The sequence below is a fragment of the Thalassospira tepidiphila MCCC 1A03514 genome (genome assembly GCF_001662875.1).
In the GTDB taxonomy this organism is placed as follows: domain Bacteria; phylum Pseudomonadota; class Alphaproteobacteria; order Rhodospirillales; family Thalassospiraceae; genus Thalassospira; species Thalassospira tepidiphila.
In genome coordinates this window covers 368028-389663 of the sequence record NZ_JPVZ01000003.1, presented here as the reverse complement: position 1 = coordinate 389663, position 21636 = coordinate 368028, and the positions used below count along the sequence as shown (strand labels likewise).

The 21636-nt window shown below is 52.2% G+C and carries 22 protein-coding genes; 7 read left to right on the top strand and 15 right to left on the bottom strand.

Annotated elements, in window-relative coordinates; all coding sequences use genetic code 11:
* Positions 1-97 precede the first annotated feature (97 nt).
* From TH4_RS09105 to TH4_RS09070, 7 genes are all read right to left on the bottom strand, one after another.
* On the bottom strand, positions 98-625 hold the full coding sequence (locus TH4_RS09105) for a gamma carbonic anhydrase family protein (RefSeq protein ID WP_083952754.1): 528 nt from the start codon (positions 623-625) through the stop codon (positions 98-100).
* A gap of 174 nt (positions 626-799) precedes the next feature.
* A complete protein-coding gene (gene argC / locus TH4_RS09100; protein WP_064780754.1) occupies positions 800-1846 on the bottom strand; it encodes an N-acetyl-gamma-glutamyl-phosphate reductase in 1047 nt (348 codons plus the stop codon).
* Between the two features lie 795 nt (positions 1847-2641).
* A complete protein-coding gene (locus TH4_RS09090) occupies positions 2642-3988 on the bottom strand; it encodes a hypothetical protein (RefSeq protein ID WP_064780752.1) in 1347 nt (448 codons plus the stop codon).
* 11 nt (positions 3989-3999) lie between these two features.
* The gene (locus TH4_RS09085; RefSeq protein WP_064780751.1) at positions 4000-4857 is read right to left on the bottom strand and encodes a CgeB family protein; all 858 of its coding nucleotides are present in this window, start codon (positions 4855-4857) and stop codon (positions 4000-4002) included.
* Between the two features lie 27 nt (positions 4858-4884).
* Positions 4885-5598 (bottom strand): class I SAM-dependent methyltransferase, encoded by a 714-nt coding sequence (locus tag TH4_RS09080; protein WP_064780750.1) that lies wholly within the window; start codon positions 5596-5598, stop codon positions 4885-4887.
* Between the two features lie 32 nt (positions 5599-5630).
* Complete coding sequence (locus TH4_RS09075) at positions 5631-6266, bottom strand: HAD family hydrolase (RefSeq protein WP_064780749.1); 636 nt, start codon at positions 6264-6266, stop codon at positions 5631-5633.
* Positions 6263-7219, bottom strand: a complete 957-nt coding sequence (locus TH4_RS09070; protein WP_083997055.1) for an ATP-grasp domain-containing protein — start codon at positions 7217-7219, stop codon at positions 6263-6265. The genes TH4_RS09075 and TH4_RS09070 overlap by 4 nt, the downstream gene beginning before the upstream one ends.
* Before the next feature lie 189 nt (positions 7220-7408).
* On the opposite strand from TH4_RS09070, the gene TH4_RS09065 reads away from it, so the two are divergent.
* The 3 genes from TH4_RS09065 (at position 7409) to TH4_RS09055 (ending at position 9930) form a co-directional block, all read left to right on the top strand.
* On the top strand, positions 7409-7819 hold the full coding sequence (locus TH4_RS09065) for a sugar 3,4-ketoisomerase (protein ID WP_064780747.1): 411 nt from the start codon (positions 7409-7411) through the stop codon (positions 7817-7819).
* 47 nt (positions 7820-7866) lie between these two features.
* Positions 7867-8754 (top strand): glycosyltransferase family 2 protein, encoded by an 888-nt coding sequence (locus TH4_RS09060; RefSeq protein ID WP_064780746.1) that lies wholly within the window; start codon positions 7867-7869, stop codon positions 8752-8754.
* A 72-nt stretch (positions 8755-8826) separates the two neighbouring features.
* The gene (locus tag TH4_RS09055) at positions 8827-9930 is read left to right on the top strand and encodes a DegT/DnrJ/EryC1/StrS family aminotransferase (protein ID WP_064780745.1); all 1104 of its coding nucleotides are present in this window, start codon (positions 8827-8829) and stop codon (positions 9928-9930) included.
* 16 nt (positions 9931-9946) lie between these two features.
* Here the strand turns inward: TH4_RS09055 and TH4_RS09050 are convergent, their stop codons facing one another.
* Entirely contained in the window at positions 9947-10819 is an 873-nt protein-coding gene (locus tag TH4_RS09050; RefSeq protein WP_064780744.1) for a hypothetical protein, read from the bottom strand.
* 77 nt (positions 10820-10896) lie between these two features.
* Positions 10897-11793, bottom strand: a complete 897-nt coding sequence (locus TH4_RS09045; protein WP_064780743.1) for a GNAT family N-acetyltransferase — start codon at positions 11791-11793, stop codon at positions 10897-10899.
* A 381-nt stretch (positions 11794-12174) separates the two neighbouring features.
* Here TH4_RS09045 and TH4_RS09040 point away from each other — a divergent pair, with 381 nt between their 5' ends.
* A complete protein-coding gene (locus TH4_RS09040) occupies positions 12175-13338 on the top strand; it encodes an alpha-hydroxy acid oxidase (protein ID WP_064780742.1) in 1164 nt (387 codons plus the stop codon).
* A gap of 147 nt (positions 13339-13485) precedes the next feature.
* On the opposite strand, the gene rpsI is transcribed toward TH4_RS09040, so the two are convergent.
* The 5 genes from rpsI to TH4_RS09015 all read right to left on the bottom strand — a co-directional run bounded on the left by rpsI (position 13486) and on the right by TH4_RS09015 (position 16607).
* Positions 13486-13974 carry a 30S ribosomal protein S9 gene (gene rpsI / locus TH4_RS09035; protein WP_008890947.1) on the bottom strand — a complete coding sequence of 163 codons (489 nt, stop codon included), beginning with the start codon at positions 13972-13974 and terminating at the stop codon, positions 13486-13488.
* Positions 13974-14441, bottom strand: a complete 468-nt coding sequence (gene rplM, locus TH4_RS09030; protein ID WP_008890948.1) for a 50S ribosomal protein L13 — start codon at positions 14439-14441, stop codon at positions 13974-13976. Before rplM ends, rpsI begins: the two co-directional genes overlap by 1 nt.
* A gap of 155 nt (positions 14442-14596) precedes the next feature.
* Positions 14597-15037, bottom strand: a complete 441-nt coding sequence (locus TH4_RS09025; protein ID WP_064780741.1) for a PaaI family thioesterase — start codon at positions 15035-15037, stop codon at positions 14597-14599.
* A 138-nt stretch (positions 15038-15175) separates the two neighbouring features.
* Positions 15176-15463, bottom strand: a complete 288-nt coding sequence (locus TH4_RS09020) for a hypothetical protein (protein ID WP_157097732.1) — start codon at positions 15461-15463, stop codon at positions 15176-15178.
* Positions 15464-15716: 253 nt separating this feature from the next.
* A complete protein-coding gene (locus TH4_RS09015) occupies positions 15717-16607 on the bottom strand; it encodes a hypothetical protein (RefSeq protein ID WP_157097731.1) in 891 nt (296 codons plus the stop codon).
* A gap of 273 nt (positions 16608-16880) precedes the next feature.
* On the opposite strand from TH4_RS09015, the gene TH4_RS09010 reads away from it, so the two are divergent.
* From TH4_RS09010 to TH4_RS09000, 3 genes are all read left to right on the top strand, one after another.
* Positions 16881-17675, top strand: a complete 795-nt coding sequence (locus TH4_RS09010; protein ID WP_064780738.1) for an enoyl-CoA hydratase — start codon at positions 16881-16883, stop codon at positions 17673-17675.
* Positions 17676-17771: 96 nt separating this feature from the next.
* Complete coding sequence (locus TH4_RS09005) at positions 17772-18401, top strand: LysE family translocator (RefSeq protein WP_008890953.1); 630 nt, start codon at positions 17772-17774, stop codon at positions 18399-18401.
* Between the two features lie 242 nt (positions 18402-18643).
* Entirely contained in the window at positions 18644-20614 is a 1971-nt protein-coding gene (locus TH4_RS09000) for a methyl-accepting chemotaxis protein (protein ID WP_064780737.1), read from the top strand.
* A gap of 81 nt (positions 20615-20695) precedes the next feature.
* Here TH4_RS09000 and TH4_RS08995 read toward each other — a convergent pair whose 3' ends face one another.
* Positions 20696-21574, bottom strand: coding sequence for a protein-methionine-sulfoxide reductase heme-binding subunit MsrQ (locus tag TH4_RS08995; RefSeq protein WP_064780736.1), 879 nt, complete (start codon positions 21572-21574; stop codon positions 20696-20698).
* Between the last annotated feature and the right edge of the window lie 62 nt (positions 21575-21636).

The following is a 21636-nucleotide window of genomic DNA, read 5'->3' as shown; positions in this document are numbered from 1 at the left end:
TGCCTTTGGCTTCCTTCACATTCGTTTATTCAAGCGCGCACGGACTATAACCTGCATCACAGGACATCAGTCCAGTAACACGCATTGCTGGTGGACCTTATGCCAGGTCCTCGGGGATCGATTTGACATATTCCTGCGCAAGATCAGCATAGCGATCGGCCGACACCTTGAAGAACTCGATTTCTTCCTGCGTCAGATCCCGCACCTTGCGCGCCGGAACACCGGCCCAAAGTTCGCCGGCTGGAATGCGTTTTCCCGGTGCCAAAAGCGCATTGGCACCCAGCATCCCGCCCTGCTCAATCACGCAACCATCCATCACAGTCGCGCCCATGCCGACAAAGCTTCGATCTTCAAGCGTGCAGGCATGAATGATCGCTGAATGGCCGATGGTGACGTCATCGCCGATATAGGTGCCGAACTTGCCTTTGGCGACATGCACCATAGTTAGGTCCTGAATATTTGTGCGTGATCCAATGCGGATTTCATGAACATCGCCACGAATAACACAGCCAAACCAGATACCGGTCTCAGCCCCGATTTCAACATCACCAATGATCGTCGCATTGGGTGCAATGAAGGCGGTTTCATCAATGGTGGGCTTCACCCCGCGATAGGACAAACGCATGCTATGGGACCTTTCACAAACTGGCATTCAATGAGTTGCCGTCAGTTTAAAGTTGATCCGGCCGACATGAAAGCCCGCTTTGGCAAAATTCGGCCATTGCCCGATAAGCTTCGCCGATAACGAAAAAGGCGGAACCAGATGGCTCCGCCTTTAACTTATTGTTCGCCGGTTCGCTTACGGGAACAGCGGTTCGATCTCAAGGCCCATGGTTTCGGGCAAGCCCAGCATGACGTTCATGTTCTGAACCGCCTGACCGGATGCGCCTTTGACAAGGTTGTCTTCGACCGCAACGATGATCACACGGCCTGGCACACGATCCTTGACGACCCCCATCAACACATAGTTAGACCCACGCACATGGCGGGTTTGCGGCGTGACACCGAATGGCAGAACACGCACAAACGGCTCATCGGCAAACCGCTTTTCAAGGGCAGCCTGAATGTCCTCGGCCGTGGTGCCGTTGGTCATTTTGACGTAGATGCTTTCAAGGATACCGCGGCTCATTGGCATCAGGTGCGGGGAAAAGTTCACCACAACATCACTACCGCACGCCCAGGCAAGGCCCTGTTCGATCTCTGGCGCATGGCGGTGCCCACCGGTGCCGTAGGCGTGAATGCCTTCGGTGACTTCGGCATACAGCGTCATTTCCTTGGGCGCACGACCAGCCCCGGTCACACCGGATTTGGCATCAATGATGATGTCGTCAGCATGCACAAGCTTGCCTTCCAGAAGCGGCGTCAATGCAAGCTGCACCGGGGTCGGATAGCAGCCCGGATTGGCAACAACACGTGCCTTTTTGATCTTTTCACGATGCAGTTCGGTCAGGCCATAAACCACTTCTTTCTGAAGGTCTTGTGCGGCATGCTCCGCGCCATACCATTCCTTGTAGGTCGCCGGATCAAACAGGCGGAAGTCGGCCGACAGATCGACGACCTTCACGTGATCAGGCAGACCGGCAATGACTTCCTGCGTCGTGCCATGCGGCAGCGCACAGAAAATCAGATCCACGGTCGACCAGTCCGCCTCGGCAATCGAGATCATGGTCGGCAGTTTAATATGGGCAAGATGGGGGAAAACTTCCCCGAACGGACGTCCGGCGCGTCGGTCTGCGGTCAACAGGGTAATTTCCGAAGCTTCGTGATGCGCAAGAATGCGAACCAGTTCCGCCCCGGTATAGCCACTGGCACCGAGAATTCCGACTTTGACCTTAACGTCGCTCATTTCAATTCCTACTCCATATTTAGGACCTGCTCGAAAACAGGCATTGATAACGCCCGGATGTTGGCAAACAAGCCCCGCAGATGCAAGCAATTGCTTGAAGCAGGAACGTATTTCCCTGGTTCGCAAAATTACACTAGATTTCAATTCTCATCGCAAAGACAGGGTATTCTACGTTTATGCTCATGCCCTTTGACGACTTGTCACTTAACCATTGAAAAACAAAAGACTTTGTTCGTTGGATTTCTTCAACGACGGGATCAATGTTGAACGATGTGCCCTTGATGTTAATTGCTACGTGGCTTACCCACTTCTGCTCTTGACGGTCATAAACACAACTGTAGTTCTGAACCTTTCCATCAGACCTTCCGAGCATTGCTGTGTAACACTTCAGTTTATCTGACGGATCTACCCAAGACAGAGAACCCCAAACAGGGGTTGTGATACTTTCTGGCTTCGCGAGCTCCTGCCTCAAATGCTGAATGTAATGCCGAAAAGCTTCCACGACTTCCGTCCTGCTCAAAAACTTTCTCATCTCTGGCGATCGCATATTCAAGCCCGGTATTGATTGTACCAATTGTCGCACACGGTAAATGTCATCAACCAAACCCCAAACGCATGACAGTACTCAAAGTAACCTCGCAGGCTCCGAGCTCAACTTTCCAACATCCTCATATAGCTCGCGATTGTGCAGTTCGCACATAGCAATAGCTATAACTAGGGCCTCAAAAATTTGCGCGTATCGCAGCTCAATATTTTTGTTCATGTGAACCTAAGCCTAAGTCTTTTGCGGAGTTATCACTTTTTGCGCGCACGGCGCACTGTATCGGGACAGGCGCGCGCATCCTCGGGCAAAACGGTATAGAATTTCTCGATCCTCTCGTATCCCGTGGGGCTTGCAACAGGATAGCTTGAAACGTAGCGCGCGTCAGACAGTCCAAAGTCACTGGCCTTTAGCCCGGATCGTTGCAGCCACATGCGCCGATGGGCATCCGACACCACGACATCCGGGGCATCCATCAGGAAAATCGCGTCGCGGGCCAGCCGGTCATTGTATTTGTGATGTGTCGGCAACCATGCAGCCAGTTGTTTACGCAGCTCGCCCGCGCTTGGCACATTTCGCGTGCGGGTGACGAACTTTGTCATGCGATCGACAAGATCACTGATATCGCCCGGCGGGACGGAGCCATGGGTTGCGCGGTCGATGAAAAACGCCAGATCAATTTCGGTCGGATCACGATTTATCACCGGTTTCACGGCACTATATAATTTGAAAAATCGCGCTATCTTGCCGCCATCGGCATTGGCGGCGTCATATACCCGATGATATGCCGCCTGCACCTCATACCGTGCGCCATAGGCGGCAAAGCGTTTTTCGAAGGCAGTACGCTTACGCTCATCTACCCAGATCGCACAGAGTATATCAAACGCTGCATCATTGTTGCCAAGTGCCAGACGATGCATATCCTCGGTAAACGGGCCAAAGACTTTTTGCAGCAATCCGGGATTGGCGCGCTCGGCGGCAAACAGAATTTGCTGAATTTCTGCCCCTGCCCCGGCGGTTGCCCCGCGCGGCCCCCATGTCAGGTAAGCGCGCGGGTCATTGGTATGGCAATAGGGATCACCTTCAAGGAAGGTCTTGCCGCTGCGGGGATTTCTCGACTGACAGAAATTGAACTGGATGACGTCGTAGTCCGTGCCCTCCAGCGCAAAGGTCAGGTGATTGGCCCGCGTGATGGCGTCAGGCGGTGGCAGCTGGGCTGGCATCAATAACCGCCAGAGCCCGATCGTTATCGCCCCGTAACTTTCGGCACCAACAGCGCTGCGCACGGCAGAATTCAGACAAGGTTGCAGATCAATGATCGCCTGACGCGTCTTTGCACCGACCACCCCGTCCGGCGCGCCATAGCTACTGGCCGATTTGCCTGCACAGTTCGCCGCCTGCGTAAAAAGCCGCTCTTGAAACACCGCCACCGCGCCATATCGGCCCAAGGTCAGTGCCCGATTTTCAAATCGGTAAAGGACCTGTGACAGGTTCTCAGCTGTTGCCGGATGCACTCCCCCAAAGGCAATGATGCAGACAAGCGCGAACATGGCACCGGCACGGCACGCTGCAACTTTGATACGCGTGTGTGCTCGGAGCATGTTGATCAGCCTTAGTGCGTGAATTCCAAAAGGGGTTTGGTGAACTCACCCTGCGGATATTTGATGAGGCTGTTTAACGCGCGCCGCTGCAATGCCTTACGTTTGGTCGTGTCGGCAACCAAGTCACATACCGCATCGACCAAACCGGCATAGGGCACATCAATGACCCCTTTGCGGAATCGATCCTCGATCACGGTTTCCGGGTTTACTTCCGCGACAACCGCCTTGGCGTTGGTCAAAAGATACGAAACGCGCACAATCTCGAAGATCTGGCTTTCGTAGAAATGGTGATTCAGAATGACTTTTGACCGCGCGATCCACTGATCACGTTCCTTGCCATAAACGCCCATCAGGACCTTCAGGTTGAGCCCCTTGGCTTCAATCTGGCTTAGGATGTCGCGCCGGCGTTCATTGATCGATCCATAAAACAGAACGTCAATGTCCTGTTCGACGCTAATATCGATCCGCTGGAGCTCTTTCTGGAAGCCAATCGGCAAGTAGCGGACCTTTTCAGCCCCCAGCGCCTTGATGACCTCGATATTGGCCGGGCTGTAATCCCAGATTTCAAGGCCGGACTCAAACCAGCCCGTCAGTTGCTCCCGCCACTTCTCGCCAACACCCGTGAGCTGCTCGGTATTAAGGATAATCGTTCCCTCTGGCACAGCACGCAGAGCCGAAACATCCAGTAAATGCGCCCCGACAATAATATTGACCGCCCCTTGCACAAACTGATTGGTCTGAATCTGTGCCGGATACCCCGCCTCCCGGATCGAATACATCAAAAGCTCGGCCAACTCTGCAAACGCCAGCGAATGAATATAACCCGGAGGCTGGACGATGCAGATGTTGTAGCGGGAATTATTGGTCATTCTTGAGTTACCCTTATCGGGGAGTATTTATTTATGCGAGGCGACGACATAAATTTCGCCAGCGATATCGGGGTATCGCTCCCCGAGCTTCATAAAAGCCTCCAGCATCTCGGCAGTCCAATTTGCTTCAATCTGGCTGTTGGAAACAGGCTTCAACCAATACCCACCGAAATAATCAATGTTATATCCGGACTGATAGAATGCCTGGCGGAAGCTTTCGGGATTAAATACTCGACGATGACCGTGGTGCCTATCGAGGTCGTTTAACTCATCCTCAGCCTGCAAGAGCCCCATAATAACCCCAGCCTGCCTATGCAATGAGCGGGCATTTGGTACGGCTGCAAACAAAATACCATTCGGAGCAAGGAACTTCTTCGCGACTTCAAGAATCTGAACCGGATTTTCAACGTGTTCAAGAACATGCCCGAGAACTATGTTGTCAAACTTGCGGTCGGTCTCGAAGTCTTCAAAAAGGCACGTAATGACCTCTATGGACGGATATTTTTCTTTCAAACGCTGGCTGAAAAATTCCGACCCGTCGACACAAACGACTTCTTGCCCGAGATCAACAAGATGGCCTGTCATCAAACCCTCTGCGGGTCCCATTTCAAGAATGCTACCCGGCAAAACAAATCTGCGAAACACCTCAAACTCGTAGTGTATGGTCGCAGCGTTTGCACCTTTGTCATAAAGCGAGTTATTCGCTATGTGTTCAAGCCTGCTTTTTTCCTCGGCATCCATAGTGGATCTCCTTAAATGCGCTCAAATCTGTTTCATTTATCCAAGACGGCGCCAAAGATGGCGTCCCTGACCTCAAGCAGTGAACTGTGCGGACGATCCACTCCCAAACCAGCGAGAAAGGTTGGTGAGCGCTGTCCTGTAGAAATGCCATAGAACGGTGTCCCAGTCCTATTGGCAGCGGCAAAATCGGTTTCACTATCACCAACAAAGCCGGCGAACGAGTGCCGGGACAGTACGTTTGATTTTTCATCGACAGCACAAAACGGGGATACACACTCAACACCCTTGAAATAATCCCTGATCCCAAGACGCGAAAGTTGCTGCAAAAGCAGCCGTCTATTTTGCCGCGCTGTCAGCAAAATCAATGTTTTCCCCGTTTTCCGAAAACTATCAAGTACTGTCACCGTATCGCCAAAAAGTGTATCGAGGCTTAACCAATAGGGTGTCTCTATCTCCTGAATCCAGGCACTGGTAATCTCTTTTGCCTTATCTTCATTCAAACCCATCTCCAACAACGCTGCCCATGTTGAGATGCCTTCGCGCTTCCTTTGCCAAACTGCGTCTTCCACGAGATGCACATCAATGCGTTTTGCAACAGCTCGCAAGAGTGTCATCTGGCGTTGTCGAGCGGTTATAAGGGTACCATCTAGATCAAAAGCATAAATCATTGACGATGAGCCATTACGAACTCGGTATATTGCCTGGTCACGATAAACTCTTCATCCACTGCAAGCTGGCGAACAAACTTGCTGTAATTCTGTCCAGTGCGACATGCAAATGCTGCAGCTAAAACATCGAACCCGGCACTACATGTGATCGCGGTCCCAGCCCCGGATCGAACATTCAAATCGGTAATCGCCCACCCGTTCCTGGCCCTCATCGCCTGAAAGCAAATCGTGCCGCGTTGCTGCAAGCCCTTGCCAATTCTTCGCGCAATATCGGCAAGCTCAGGATCGAAAAAAACCCGCGCCTTAGTACACACGCCCGATTTGATTTCAATCCTTTCGCGGCAATAAGCAAACGATACATCCATTTGCGCATCGTAAAAACTGTCAACCGTGACCTCAGGACCTTCACATACTTCCTGAACAATCAGGCTTTCGAGTTCCGATTTTGAGAGATCACTTAACTCTTCAACAGATACTTTACGGGCCCCCTTACTGCCAAAACCACTGCGAGGTTTGACAAAACACTCTGCCTGCGGTGAAAGTCCAACCGGATCAATGATCTTAGGCGTTGGTACACCGATGCTTTTCAGAAACTGATCGGCTAGTTCTTTGTCTATGCATCGCGCATATAGTTCGGAACTCCAAACATCAAGACCACCAAAATTCGGATCACCGATAATATTTTGCGCAACAAGATGCTCTTCGTTCAAGATTGGAACGTAAACATCAATACCTTCTGAAAGTACGATAGTACGTATCTTGTTCTCGTAGGCAGGATTGTCTGCGAACGGAACCTGTACAAATATATCAGAGAGCAGCGAGGCGGTTACCAACTCCGGCGGATTTATATCCACAGAAACGATACGGACCTCATCGCCCCAAACAGCACGAAGTCTGCTTGCAATGGCAAACGATGTACCGGTCCCGGCCGCACCGAGAAGAATTGCCGTCATGACGTTATCTCCGTCAACCTTCTCCAATCATGTCGATATCCAGAGCTATACTGAACCTTAAAATTATTCGTTAAGTTTTTGTCTGCGCTATGAAAAGATGTACAAGCATCAGAGATTTTTCTGAAATTAACACGAAAGCAAAGTTCTGGTGGTTAACTTTGGAAGATCGAAACATGGGATTTTGATCATATGAGCATTCATCTGTGCAAGATTGTCGAGCTACCCAAAATCTCAAACAGTCAGGGGAACCTGACCTTTATTGAGGCACACAATCATATTCCGTTCGACATACAGCGCGTCTATTACCTTTATGACGTTCCTGGTGGTTCTGTAAGAGGTGGCCATGCACACAAGAACTTGCACCAACTGATTGTGGCCATGTCGGGAAGCTTTGATATCGTGCTTGATGATGGCAAAGAAAAAAAACGCTTCCATCTCAACCGCTCTTACAATGGATTGTACATATGCCCCATGATTTGGCGAGAGCTTGACAATTTCTCATCCGGATCGGTCTGCATGGTATTGGCTTCAAACTTTTATGACGAAGAAGATTACCTCCGGGACTATCATACCTTTCTAACTGCAGCCGCGGACAGATAGTTCAGATTAATAAAAAGACATTCGAAAAAGGGAGACAGTGGCAAAAGATGTCTCAAACCCCATTGGTTTCAATTGTAATACCCAGCTACAAGCCTGAGTTTTTTGAACAAACTCTAAGGACGGCGATCGGGCAAACTTATAGTAACATCGAGATTATTGTGTCTGACAACTGCCCGACGGAAAATATTGCGCAGACATGCGCGCTCTTCAATGGAGTTCATTACTACCGAAATGAATTGAAAGGCGGGCAGAACATTTTGGACGCGATATTTTCCGCAAAAGGAGACTACATCAAACCACTTTTCGATGATGACTTACTTCATCCATTCTGCGTTGAGCGAATGGTTGAAGCATTTCAGTCGAGCTCAAATACTAGTATGGTGTTTTCTGCATCAGCCACAATCAATAACCAAAACAAACGTGGGAAAGAGAGACGCCCGGCAAATCAAGCATTCTTGATTGACGGCAGGGAACTTCAAAGGCAGATGATTCTTAGCTTCCAGAACTTCGTCGGGGAGTTTTCAACAATCATGCTCAGAGGAGAAACTCTCAAACAGTATGACAGGACCAGCTCACTGACCTATAGTGACACTATTTACGCAAAAGGTTTAAGTGACGTTGTCTTTTACTGGAATACTACCCTCAGGCATCAGGCGCATTATATTGATGAAGAGTTGAGCTATTTCCGTTTCGATCCGCAGCACAATTCAAACTCCAACCCAGATAGCAACCCCGATTTCGTGTTTGCAATCACAGACTGGATTGACCTGCTAATCGCCTCACACAAGAACGGCGTTATCACTGATACAGAACTGGCCACTCAAGGTGCAAAGCAAGCAAGGGCGCTTAGTGGTTATTGGTCAAGGAAATTCCCTGACGTTGCAGAATTCGGCACAAAGTTCGAGAATTATCTGAAGAGCATAGCAAATAAGTAGCCGGTTCTGAGTCTCACTCGATGTTAAAATGCCAACTGTATCCGTGAAACATGATGAGCAGGAAAAGCGCCGATGAAAGTTGATTTTCTCGATCCGGGTCATACGTACCGCGCGATCAAGACGGATATAGACGCCGCTTATCAACAGGTTATGGAATCCGGCTTTTACATCCTAGGCGACGCTGTTGAAAGTCTTGAAGATACATATGCAAACTACTGCAATGTCAAACATTGCGTCGGGGTAGCAAGTGGTCTTGATGCACTGGTGCTTTCCCTGCGTGCACTTGATGTTGGCCCCGGCGACGAAGTTATCGTTCCGTCTCATACTTTTATTGCGACCTGGCTTGCCGTTTCGCAGGTTGGTGCAAATCTCGTTCCCGTCGAACCGCGCGCGAACAGTTTCAATATCGATCCCGAACAGATAGAAGCTGCAATCACACCAAAAACACGCGCAATCATTCCGGTTCACCTTTATGGGCAACCCGCTGACCTTGACCCGATCCTTAAGATATCGGAGAAACATGACATCCCAGTGATTGAAGATGCCGCGCAAGCGCATGGGGCCTCTTATAAAGGCCGCAAAATCGGTGGACACGGAACCATCGCAACATGGAGCTTTTACCCGGCCAAAAACCTCGGTGCGTTTGGGGATGGCGGCGCAATCACCACAAACGACGCAGAACTCGCAGAAAAGATAAGAATTCTGCGAAATTATGGCTCCCGGAAGAAGTACTTTAACGAGGTGAAAGGCTTTAATAGCCGCCTAGACCCGCTGCAGGCAGCAATGCTTGAAGTCAAGCTTCGACACCTTGATCAATGGAACAATTTGCGCAAAGAGCAAGCCACAGTTTACTTAGAGGAATTGCAAGACAGCAACGTCATTCTGCCTGCAATCCCGGAATGGGCGGATGCGGTATGGCACCTTTTTGTCATACGTCAGCCTGAACGTGACAAGCTGCAAAGCTATCTTGCCCAGCATAACATTGGTACCGGCATTCACTATCCGGTGCCCTCCCACAGGCAGCAAGCATACGCTGACAGTCTCCCGGCAAACGGCAACTATCCATTTGCAGACCAATTTGCCAAAGACGTGCTTAGCCTGCCAATCGGGCCGCATCTCAGTACTGACCAGTGTCGCTACGTAGCAAAGGCAATTAGAGACTTTTCTGCGAGATAGCCCCGGATCCGCCCATTCACATTTCTATTTTCGGATCGTCGAGATGGAAAAACTCTGTCAATTTCGGCCAATCTGAAACAATCGGATGTCGTACTTGCATCCATTCCTTGAGCAAAAGGCTGTTATTTAGCGACACTCGCTTGAGGTGGTATAACTTGTCCACAATTTCGGCCTTGTCCCCGAATTTGTTGCCCAACCAATTCTCCGTGGGATGCAAATAATGAACGTTATACATTCGTGTATTCAGGAATAGCTGAACCAATCGCTCAATCATAAATGGTCGATGATCAAATTTGCGGTTCCGATGGTAACCAGCACTTGCAAAATAGACCTTCTTGAACTCTTCGTCGGTCTTCGCCAGACGGTCAGCGATATCCAAATACAAGTCAAGGAAGCGCACCAAATCACACCAAAATGCGCGATTAGCGATGATGTACGAAGACATACAGAAGGTGTCTACAGGCAACAGCGATTTGGTTATTTGCCCAAGCTCAAGCTTCGGAAAAACAACCTTGAAACCACCATGCCCGCATGCAATCGCTTGCTCCAAGCCGTTGGCAAACAAAGCGTTATTGGCAATCGCAGGATTAAGGATGATGGCATCGACTTCCTTACGTCGGGCTTTCGCGATCTCTGCCATAAGATGATCATAAGGAACTCCTGACTTCCTTAGAAACTTCCAGGAAAACACGCCCACAAGATCGTCTTCGGTTTCAAACGGATTTTCTTTAAGAAGCTTTCGGAAAAGATCCAACTCCAACAGATCGCTCTTGGCGTTGAAGCTGACATCCCAAGGCTCGAAAACCTTATCGTCCAACTCGTCCAAGAAGGGTTTCTGACTCTCATCGTACCAGGATACGCGGATTTTCAGGTTACCGTTGGAGCTCATCTTTACCTCAAACCTCTTGAAATTTAGCCCACCATAATCACAAAAGGCTTAACTTACACTTACAGCAAGAAGCCATCTCACAGTGTACAATCCTCCATATGAACGACAGACGGTTTACATAATATCGCCAACCGATACCGCCCCACCTTCTTAAACCCAAGCGCTTCATAGGCTTTCGCGGCCGCTTCACTGTCGGTTGACAGAATAGCACGTTTAACGCCCCGTGCCCGCACTGCCAAAAGCGTTTTGGCAACCAGAATACGGGCATAACCGTTGGAGCGTTCCTCGGGCGGAGTCCAGACGGGGCCGACTTGCACCATATCGGGCAAGGTTGCGTTGAAGCCGGATAGCGACACAGCCTTGCCATCGACAATCAGGCCCCACATGGTCCGGGCATCCAGCGCATGGACAAGGCGTGAGGCGATTTTGCTATCAAGGTTGGGGGTGTCTTCCGCACCGAGCGCCTCAATCTCGTAGGCACGCAACCAGCGCAGCATTGTATTGCGGTCAATCTTTTCCGCATCGACCATCTGAAAATCATCGGCGCGGGCGTTTTGCGGCACGATCAGATTGCTGAGATCAAGCTCGTAAAGCACATCCGATGCATTGATCGCATAGACCGCATCCTTAAGCCCCAGCTGGCACAGCATATCCTGCGCCTGATCTGATTGACCAAACACACCTGCAACCGGTTTCAGCGGGTCTGCAACAAACGCAGCCGTCAGGGCCTTTGGAATGGCCTTCTGATCGCCGGCCTCGACAAAGACATTGCCATTGCCAAATTGGGCGACAATCGCGTTGATGCTGCCATCCGGGGCAACTTCCCCGAACCAGTTGCCAGAAAGCGGGTGACGACGTCGTTCGATACCGGCAGTTCGCAGGTTCCCGCGCAGCACCATGCAGGTCGCTGCATGATTGGTAAGGAATGCGTTTGCGGCATCAAAATCGACGTCGTGCAGCTTTCTGTACTGCATATCGGGGGTCCCTTTCTTTGGGCTTCAGGTAAGTGCCAAACTTTCAAATTGGCATAAAAAAAGACCGCTCCATTAGCGGCCCTTCACATATCGCAAGGTTATCCAACAGAGGTTCAAACAGTTATGTTTTGAAAACTCGTCGCATTGTTCTAACCATTGGATCGCACCTTAAATTCAAAAATTTATCGCCTCAGAGATTTGTTAATATCACAACCTTCCGAATATTCGATCCCTCTTTTTAAAATTCTTTGGTGCCAACAACATCGGCCCGAATCCGGCTTACGAAAACAACAACTCAAAAGCTGATTTTCAATTCGGTTTGCGGCAACCTCGGAAAGTGGTATTACCAATACAAGGCACATTTTATTCGGAGTTGAGCTCATGCCAGTGATTACCTGCGTCGAAGACCTTAAACGCATCTATAAACGGCGCACACCGCGCATGTTTTACGATTACGCAGAATCCGGAAGCTGGACTGAGCAGACATTCCGTGAAAACACCACCGATTTTCAGGAAATTCATCTGCGTCAGCGGGTCGCAATCGACATGGCCGGGCGCACCACCAAAAGCCAGATGATCGGTCAGGATGTTTCCATGCCCGTCGCCCTTGCCCCGGTCGGACTGACTGGCATGCAAAGTGCGGATGGCGAGATCAAGGCTGCGCGTGCAGCAGAGAAATTCGGCGTTCCCTATACGCTGTCGACTATGTCGATCTGCTCGATCGAGGATGTCGCCGAAAACACATCCAAGCCGTTCTGGCTGCAGGTTTACACACTTAAAGACGACGACTTCATGAAACGCCTGTTTGATCGCGCAAAAGCCGCCAAATGTTCGGCCGCGGTCATCACGGTCGATCTTCAAATGCTCGGACAGCGCCACAAGGATCTGAAAAACGGCCTCTCCGCCCCGCCCAAGCTGACTTTCAAATCGGTTACCAACATGATGACCAAGGTCCAATGGGGCCTTGGCATGCTCGGCACCAAGCGGCGCTTCTTTGGCAACATTGTCGGCCATGCCAAGGGTGTTGCCGACGCGTCATCGCTGAGCACCTGGACCGCCGAAGCGTTCGATGTATCCCTTGATTGGGATCGCATTCGCGAATTCCGCAAGATGTGGGACGGGCCGCTGATCATCAAGGGGATCATTGATCCGCGCGATGCGCTGGAGGCACTGAATGTCGGCGCAGACGCCATCATCGTTTCCAACCACGGCGGACGCCAGCTTGATGGCGCCCTGTCCTCAATCCGGGCACTGCCCGCAATTATGGATGCCGTCGGCGACAAGATCGAAGTCCACCTTGATAGCGGGATCCGCTCTGGCCAAGACGTTTTGAAAGCCTTGGCGCTTGGTGCCAAGGGCACCTATATCGGTCGCGCTTATGTTTACGGTTTGGGTGCAATGGGCGAAGCCGGTGTAACCAAGGCGCTTGAGCTCATTCACAAGGAACTTGAAGTCTCGATGGCGCTTTGCGGGCATACGGACGTCACCAAAGTTGATCGTGACATCCTGATGATCCCGCGCGATTTCTCGGACCGCTGGCAATAAGCAACAGGCACGTCTGATACTAAACAGAAAGCGGCGCTCTCCTATGTGAGAACGCCGCTTTTTTATTGGCTTTTGCAAAAAGAAAAAGCGCCACCCGAGGGTGACGCTTTTCCAAACAGTATCGCGAGCCTTGTGCCCGAAAACGACTTAACGTTTCGAGAACTGGAAGCTACGACGAGCTTTGGCGCGACCGTATTTTTTACGTTCAACAGCACGCGAGTCACGGGTGAGGAACCCACCGGCTTTGAGTGACGGACGCAGTGCCGGCTCGAACATGGTCAGTGCACGGGAGATACCGTGACGAACGGCACCGGCCTGACCGGAAAGACCGCCACCGGAAACGGTGCAGACAACGTCGAACTGATCTTTGCGATTGGTTACGCCGAACGGCTGGTTGATCACCATGCGCAGAACCGGACGTGCGAAGTAGTCTTCGAACTCACGGCCATTGACGGTGACTTTGCCCGAGCCCGGTTTGATCCAGACGCGTGCAATTGCGTTCTTACGACGGCCGGTTGCATAGGAACGGCCCTGTGCGTCGATCTTCGGCTCCGGCAGGGTGCCTTCTGCAGCAGCAGCAACTTCGCCGCCCTGTGCCAGATCCTTGAGATCTTCAAGAGTTTTGGTGTCGGCCATTATTTGCCACTCCGCTTATTCTTTTCGTTCATAGCCGCTACGTCGAGGACTTCCGGCTTCTGAGCTTCATGCGGATGCTCGGTACCAGCATAGACGTGCAGTTTGGAAAGAACCTGGCTGCGCAGCGGGCCACGGCTCATCATACGCTCAACAGCTTTGATGATGACGCGTTCCGGATGCTCACCGTTCAGGAGCTTGTCCATGGTGCGTTCTTTGATGCCGCCCGGGTAACCGGTGTGCCAGTAGAACTTCTTGTTCTGAAGCTTACGGCCAGTCAGTTTGACTTTTTCGGCATTGACGATGACGATGTGATCGCCACAATCCATGTGCGGGGTAAACATCGCTTTGTGTTTACCACGAAGACGGTTGGCAACAACGGCTGCAAGGCGGCCAAGGACGACGTCTTCTGCGTCGACCACGAACCATTTGCGCTCGATGTCGCTCGGTGTCGCAGTGAAGGTTTTCATTATTTCTATACTCGAAAACTGGGTTCCACGGAGGGAATGTTCCCTCGTTGAAAGTCGGCGCATTATGCCAGCATCCAACAGGAAAACAACAGGAATATTTCACATTAAATCAAAGACTTAACGGTTACGGTATTATTTTACCACAACAATTTAGCCTATTTTTCAGCCGGCGGCATCGCATAAGTCCCGATCACATGGGCACAAAGGCTGTCATCAACGGCAGATCGAATATGGCATTCGGCAATCAAAAGCCGCCTGCCCGCCTTCAGGATTTTGGCCTCTGCAATCAGATCGCCGGGCTTTGCCCCGGACAGGAAGTGCACTGTCGCCTCGGTCGTTACCGCCAGATCCGCCTTGGGGACCACAAGCCATGCCACGGCATATAGTGCAATATCGGCCAGCGCAAAAATCGCCGGCCCGGTCACCACATTGCCCGGACGCAGATAGCGTTCCTTGAATGGCAGCCGCAGGATTGCGGTATCGTCTGAAAGGCTTTCGGTCCTGATATCCATATCGCCGACAAACGGGACTTTCTCGCGCATGATGGCATCAAAGTCGGCTGGCGTTACGCCGGTCCGGGTCACGGAACTGTTCATGGCTTGGATGGCCTCCCTCTGGAGCTGCTTTGACGCAGCATTTTTGTTTCAGGGAGATAGCCTGACATAACGTTTACGTTAACGTCAACAATTTGAGCATACGCAGACTGCTTTTAGGGGACATCAGATCCCCAACCACTAGCGGGTCAATATCCCGGCCAAGTCGGTATAGATCGCCACCACGACACAAAGGATCACGATTGCCGCAATCGCCGTTGCGCCGAGCCCGGGCAAATTTTCACGCATCCACTCACCGGGCGACATCCCCGGCCCTTGATCGGATTTTTGCCTGAAACGGGCGTGAACCGGCCCACGCGAAAGATCACGCAGCGGCTTGTCGACTTCGTCGTTGGATGCCCAGTGAAAGCGGTTCTCAGGCAAGTAAACAGGCTGACGGTCTTCCTGACCGGTTTCGTCATACATCATGGCGACTTCACAGCATCGATTGCTGCCTCCTGCAACAGGGTGAACTGTTATTTCGCCCTGATCCCGGCATCATTTCCATCATGCCATGATCACGGCGGCCCCCGCCTCGGATGATTTTGCTCTGTCTTCCCCGTACCTTGTTCTTATCGTTGCGCAACGCGCAAGGCCCAGACGGCCCTGACGTCACACCACCGAATTCCTTCTTGATATATGGGGATTAAGGCAATCGTTCGGCAATAGTTTGTTATCTGCGTTATCTGCCGAGAATTGCCGAAAATTCGTTGACTGTCAGAACCAGCACATAGCCCACAGCCACCGCTGCAATCATGTAGGCTGCCAACCGCGCGATCATCTTGTTAAAGCCCAAGGGTTCACCCGGCTGTTTACGCCCCTTCGATGATTGCCCTTTTGCAGATCCCGCCGACTTTCCCTGCTTTTGCAAAATCGCCTGACGTTTGGCATCAAGGTCTTCATGCAGGGCCCAGTTGTCTTCGCTATCTGGCAGATTGATGCGGGACTTTCGGACCTCGGCCTCTTTCAGGTCGTCTACCCGGCCTGCAATGTCATTGCCGACATCGCCGCCGTGGCTGTCCTTTTCCCGCGTCCGATCAAGCAATGTCTTACCGCCATTCAGGCTGTCGACATAGTCGTCATAGGCGCTGCGTTCCTTGTCGATGGCAGCCCTTTGGGCAGCTTCATGGGCTGCACGATCCTGCGGTCGCACCAATTGTCCGCCCGCTGCGCCGGCCGCGTCTGATGCACCAGATTTCAGCTGACTATCGTCTGGCAGGAACATCGAAACAAGCCCGCTTGCCTTGTCCGGGACATAGACATGGCGATTAGGTTTGACCTTTGCCGCGGCAACAGCAGCCGGATTTTTAACATCAGAGAGCTTTTCACTCTTAACCGGCATGGTGGGCTTTGGCCCGATCATGGCTGGCGGACGCAGATCTTCCTCGATGACAGGATCAGGTGCATCACCGGCGTCCTCGTCTTCAGGATTGATCTTGGGTTTGGGCATCAGAAAGGCTGGAATATCAAAGCCGTTCTGTAAAAGACGTGCACGGGCCTCTGCGCGATATCTTTCAAGATCGCGTTCCATCATGTCCTTGCTGTCAAACCGCTTGATGGGCGTTTCACGCACGGGTTTTGTCAGCCGCACAGACTCACGGACTGTCCGGGTCGGAACAAAACGCCCCGGTGCCCGCCCCCGCCGATTTGGGAAATCTTTACTCATGCACAACCACTTGCCGAATTAATTTTTATCGATCAGGCAAAGACAGAATAACATTCGGCACATCCCCAGGGTTTTATTATTGGCACAGGCCGCTAACCCTTTGCGTGTAATTCTACTACGGTATACCGTGTTTTAAAAATCAAAAACGTCAAACACATACAGCCATCCGGGAGGCCCGCCATGACCGTTTCCACAACCGAGCCAGAGCTTGTCACACGCACAGATAATGACGGCTTTGTCACCCTGACGATGAACAACCCCAAACGCCGAAATGCCCTGTCGGGGGCGATGATGACGGCCCTGAAGGACGCATTTGACAAGATCGCCAAGGAGACCACCGTCAGATGTGTCATTCTGGCAGCAGAGGGCCCTGTCTTTTGTGCAGGCCACGACCTTAAGGAAATGAATGGCATTACCGAGTGTGATCAGCATGCCAGCCTGTTTACGCAATGCAGCGACCTGATGATGACGATTGTCAGTCTGCCGCAACCCGTCATCGTGCGTGTGCGCGGCATGGCAACAGCAGCCGGTTGCCAGCTCGTCGCCAGTTGCGATCTGGCTGTTGCCGCCAACAGCGCCAAGTTCGCCACCCCGGGGGTCAATATCGGCTTGTTCTGCTCTACCCCCATGGTCGCACTTAGCCGCAACATTGCCCGCAAGCATGCCATGCGGATGCTTCTGACCGGCGATCCGATCAATGCCGAAACCGCCTTTGCCATGGGACTGGTGTCAGACGTGGTCGGCGATGATGAACTTGAAGAACACACCAATGCCCTGGCCGCCGGGATTGCGGCCCGATCGGGCATGACGGTTCGGCTTGGCAAACAGGCATTTTACAAACAGCTCGAAATGCCGCTGTCGCAGGCCTATTCCTATGCATCCGACGTCATGACCGCGAATATGCAAAAACATGATGCCCGCGAAGGGATCGGCGCCTTTATCGAAAAGCGCCATCCGTGCTGGCGCCACGAATAGACTGGCCTATATCCGGCAGATTACCTCATGATGGTATTTGCAAACCCTTCGGAATGACGCATTCTTTGAACAGATACCTTTTTCGGAGTACGCCCCATGTCGTTTGAAATCTGGCTTGCCTTTGCTTTTGCTTGCGCTGTGGTTCTGGCCATTCCCGGCCCGACCATCATGCTTGTCGTCAGCTATGCCTTGGGCAAGGGTAAACAAACTGCATGGGCAACGGTTCCGGGGGTTGCACTGGGCGATCTCACCGCAATGACGATCTCGCTGGCCGGGGCAGGTGCGTTGCTTGCGGCCTCCGCCGAGGCGTTTACCGTGCTCAAACTCGTTGGGGCGGCCTATCTGATCTATCTTGGCATCAAGATGTGGCGTGAAAAGCCCGAAGCCCTGCATGACAACCCGGATGCCAAACGCAACCGTCCGTCGCGCATGTTCCTGCAGGCCTATATCGTCACCGCCCTGAACCCCAAGGGCATCGTTTTCTTCATCGCCTTTGTGCCGCAGTTCGTGACAGCCGGTGATCCGCTTTTGCCTCAGTTCACGATTATGACTGCGACATTCGTCATATTGGCTGCCATCAACGTTGCGATCTGGGCGGTGATGGCAAGTGCGCTGCGTGAACGGTTCCGCCACCCATCCGCCCTGCGTCGCCTGACACGCATCGGTGGCGGGGTCATGATTGGCGCTGGATTGCTGACTGCCCTTACCCGCCGCGCAGCGGGCTGAGGGCCCCTTCCCGCCCAAAAGACCGTCGCCTCCTCCAATCGTCAAAAATTTGCTTCAGGCAATTGTTTGGAGGTTTTCCTATATTCACCGCAACATTATAACCTTTAGATATATAAATACCCGTATTATTTGGTATTCACATAAACTCAAAGTTGAGTTTAGATGATCTCCGCAAGTCTTCAGAAGAATGAATATTTATAATTCTTCTAAGAAAAACAATAGATAGGCGGGGAAGTGTGGACATGCTGAAATCTTTGAAAATAGGTCCGCGACTAAGTATCGCGATGATCTTTATAACCTTTGCGACTGCATTGGTGATCGGGCTTATCAATCTTTCCATTGAACGTGACATTGTCGCAGGCGCTGAACAACGCGAACTGCGCGTCAATTTCGAAAAGTTGCGAAGTGCGCTGGACATGGAAGCCGCCCGTGCGCTTGCGATGGCGGATTTTGCTGCAACCATCCCTGCCGCCCAGAAAGCCATGGCGGAAGATGACCGCGATACGCTGGCCGATATTTTCGGCCCTGGCTTCGCTGAACTCAAAGAAAACCATGGCGTGCGTCAGTTCCAGTTCCATAAGGCTCCGGCGATCTCTTTCCTTAGGGTTCATAAGCTCGATAAATTCGGCGACGATCTGTCTTCGTTCCGCAAGACAGTGGTCGAAACCAATACAAAACAACAACCCATTAGCGGCCTGGAAGTCGGTGTTGCCGGTCTTGGCATGCGCGGTGTCACACCTGTTTTCAACGATGGGACGCATGTGGGCTCGGTTGAATTTGGATTATCCTTTGGTCCGGCCTTCTTTGAAAACTTCAAGGCACACTCCAACACCGATGCGGCACTTCTGATTGACCGTGACGGCACCTTTGAAGTCTTCGCCTCCACCTTCCCGGAAGGTTTCCTTGATATCGCATCGCCCGCCCTTGCTGCGGCACGTGACGGCGAACAGATCCTTGCCCCTAAGGATGCCGAGGGCACCGAACTGGCCCTGATGGCGCGCCCGATCACGGATTTCAGCGGCCAGAACCTTGGCATTGTCGTTATGGGGATTGATCGCAGTTTCTTTGCAAGCGCGATCAACGACGCCACCACCCTGTCACTGGGGGTAAGTATTGTGACCCTGCTGGTCGCACTTCTGATCGCCTTTAGCGTCAACCGGTCGATCTCTCATCCGATCCGGGCCATGACCGTGGCCATGAACAAGATCGCTGGCGGCGAACTCGACACCGAAGTCCCGGCAAAGGATCAAAAGGACGAAATCGGCGAAATGGCCAGCGCGGTCACAATTTTCCAGACCAACGCACAGCGCATGAAAAGCCTTGAGGCCGAACAACAAGAACTGCGTCGGAAAAACGAGGAAGAGAAAAAGACTCTCGGTCGCAAGCTTGCCGATGAATTCGAAAATACAGTCGGGGCCATCATCGACGGCCTTGAAAACGCGGCACGCGACATGGATGACGCATCCCGCGTCATGTCCGGCACGGCTGATGAAACAACCCAACAGGCAAAGATCGGCATGGATGCCGCACAAAATGCGTCAAACAACGTTGCCACCGTTGCGGCCTCGTCCGAGGAACTGTCTGCCTCCATCACGGAAATCAGCCGTCAGGCCAACCATTCGAGCGAGGTAGCCGCCAATGTCTCGAACAAGGCAACCAGCACGCGCGAAACGGTGGATGGCCTTGTCGAGGCCTCTGCACGTATTGGCGATGTCATAGCCCTGATCAACGATATCGCGGCCCAGACCAACCTTCTGGCCCTGAATGCCACGATTGAGGCCGCCCGTGCTGGCGAAGCTGGCAAGGGCTTTGCGGTTGTCGCCAACGAGGTCAAAAACCTCGCATCCCAAACCAGTCGCGCAACACAGGAAATTTCCGAACAGATCGAAAGTATCCAGAACGCGACCAAGCTGTCCTCGACCGCAATCAACGAGATCACCGATATTGTCGGTGAACTTAACGAAAGCGCATCGGCAATCGCGGCAGCAGTCGAAGAACAGGGCGCTGCGACTCAGGAGATTTCCGGCAGTGTTGAAAATGCTTCTGTCGGGACCAGCGGTGTGACCGAAAGCATCAGCTTGGTCAGTGCGGCGGCTGTCCGGTCGACCGAAAGTGCCGATACGGTTCTGAAATCAGCCCATGAACTGATGGAGTACTCGGTCAATCTGCGTCGCGAAACCAACAACTTCCTAAGCAAGATTCGCTCGGAATAATCACACCAACCCGGTCCACTGTCCGTCAGCCGACGGTGGACCGGAATTTCACGAAACCGCAGACATGGCGGGTTATGCCACTTAACGCGATGATGCCTCGGCGGTGACGCTGTTATTGCCAACGAGCCGTGCGATCCAGCTCCTTGCCGGTTTATCTCGCCCGAACAAAGAAATCACACTGATCGCGACGCCGGCCAGCAACACATTCCATGCCGGGCGTAACGGCCACATCCATTCAAGATTGGCTGCAACCACGCGATCGGCCGGAATACCGGTCACCAAGGCATACCAGGCATATTCAATGCCGGCTGTTGCCAACCCGGCAATCACAGCAATGACAGACAAAGTCACAGTGGATTTAAGCGACCATCCCCGCCAATGGGCAAAGCGATAAAGCATCAGGCCGACAAACATCCCGGCCATCAGGGTTGCTTCACTGACATCGACCTTGGACTGCAAAAAGAAATGCACCACGCCCAGCACGGCAATCGGATAGACCAGTTTATGCAGGCGCCCCCACTTGGCGCCCAGTCTGCGCATTGCTGATTTGGTGGACGTCGCGGTCAAAACCGCCAGCCCGATCAGGGCAACAAACCCGATTGTCAGGTAAATCCGCAAAACGATCTCGCTGGCAATGCGGCCAACATCAAGGTTCTGGCTGATCGCATACAGGCCGAAATGGATCATCACATAGCAAAAGGCAGCCACACCAATTTGGCGGCGCACCTGTACCAGTTTTGAAAATCGGGTTATGCGGCGAAGCGGTGTCACCAGAAGCGTGATCAGTAATATCCGGATAGTCCATTCACCGCTTTCCAGAATGGCTTCCTTGACCGGGATGGTTGCCCCGCCCTCGGCAATGACCGGCCACAACAACACAATGCCGGGCACAAGAAGTGCGGCAAAGACAGTCAGTTTGAAAAAGGAAAACCGCCCGGATGGATCAAGCCATGGATACATACAAAATAACCCTGTCAGGTTTCGCCGATCCCCCAGTCAAAAAGCATTTGGTGGCCGCCGTC

What these genes read in the sequence shown, in the direction of transcription:
- TH4_RS09105 (WP_083952754.1), bottom strand. Translation starts at nt 625, where the DNA reads ATGCGTTTGTCCTATCGCGGGGTGAAGCCCACCATTGATGAAACCGCC.
- argC (WP_064780754.1), bottom strand. Translation starts at nt 1,846, where the DNA reads ATGAGCGACGTTAAGGTCAAAGTCGGAATTCTCGGTGCCAGTGGCTAT.
- TH4_RS09090 (WP_064780752.1), bottom strand. Translation starts at nt 3,988, where the DNA reads ATGCTCCGAGCACACACGCGTATCAAAGTTGCAGCGTGCCGTGCCGGT.
- TH4_RS09085 (WP_064780751.1), bottom strand. Translation starts at nt 4,857, where the DNA reads ATGACCAATAATTCCCGCTACAACATCTGCATCGTCCAGCCTCCGGGT.
- TH4_RS09080 (WP_064780750.1), bottom strand. Translation starts at nt 5,598, where the DNA reads ATGGATGCCGAGGAAAAAAGCAGGCTTGAACACATAGCGAATAACTCG.
- TH4_RS09075 (WP_064780749.1), bottom strand. Translation starts at nt 6,266, where the DNA reads ATGATTTATGCTTTTGATCTAGATGGTACCCTTATAACCGCTCGACAA.
- TH4_RS09070 (WP_083997055.1), bottom strand. Translation starts at nt 7,219, where the DNA reads ATGACGGCAATTCTTCTCGGTGCGGCCGGGACCGGTACATCGTTTGCC.
- TH4_RS09065 (WP_064780747.1), top strand. Translation starts at nt 7,409, where the DNA reads ATGAGCATTCATCTGTGCAAGATTGTCGAGCTACCCAAAATCTCAAAC.
- TH4_RS09060 (WP_064780746.1), top strand. Translation starts at nt 7,867, where the DNA reads ATGTCTCAAACCCCATTGGTTTCAATTGTAATACCCAGCTACAAGCCT.
- TH4_RS09055 (WP_064780745.1), top strand. Translation starts at nt 8,827, where the DNA reads ATGAAAGTTGATTTTCTCGATCCGGGTCATACGTACCGCGCGATCAAG.
- TH4_RS09050 (WP_064780744.1), bottom strand. Translation starts at nt 10,819, where the DNA reads ATGAGCTCCAACGGTAACCTGAAAATCCGCGTATCCTGGTACGATGAG.
- TH4_RS09045 (WP_064780743.1), bottom strand. Translation starts at nt 11,793, where the DNA reads ATGCAGTACAGAAAGCTGCACGACGTCGATTTTGATGCCGCAAACGCA.
- TH4_RS09040 (WP_064780742.1), top strand. Translation starts at nt 12,175, where the DNA reads ATGCCAGTGATTACCTGCGTCGAAGACCTTAAACGCATCTATAAACGG.
- rpsI (WP_008890947.1), bottom strand. Translation starts at nt 13,974, where the DNA reads ATGGCCGACACCAAAACTCTTGAAGATCTCAAGGATCTGGCACAGGGC.
- rplM (WP_008890948.1), bottom strand. Translation starts at nt 14,441, where the DNA reads ATGAAAACCTTCACTGCGACACCGAGCGACATCGAGCGCAAATGGTTC.
- TH4_RS09025 (WP_064780741.1), bottom strand. Translation starts at nt 15,037, where the DNA reads ATGAACAGTTCCGTGACCCGGACCGGCGTAACGCCAGCCGACTTTGAT.
- TH4_RS09020 (WP_157097732.1), bottom strand. Translation starts at nt 15,463, where the DNA reads ATGATGTATGACGAAACCGGTCAGGAAGACCGTCAGCCTGTTTACTTG.
- TH4_RS09010 (WP_064780738.1), top strand. Translation starts at nt 16,881, where the DNA reads ATGACCGTTTCCACAACCGAGCCAGAGCTTGTCACACGCACAGATAAT.
- TH4_RS09005 (WP_008890953.1), top strand. Translation starts at nt 17,772, where the DNA reads ATGTCGTTTGAAATCTGGCTTGCCTTTGCTTTTGCTTGCGCTGTGGTT.
- TH4_RS09000 (WP_064780737.1), top strand. Translation starts at nt 18,644, where the DNA reads ATGCTGAAATCTTTGAAAATAGGTCCGCGACTAAGTATCGCGATGATC.
- TH4_RS08995 (WP_064780736.1), bottom strand. Translation starts at nt 21,574, where the DNA reads ATGTATCCATGGCTTGATCCATCCGGGCGGTTTTCCTTTTTCAAACTG.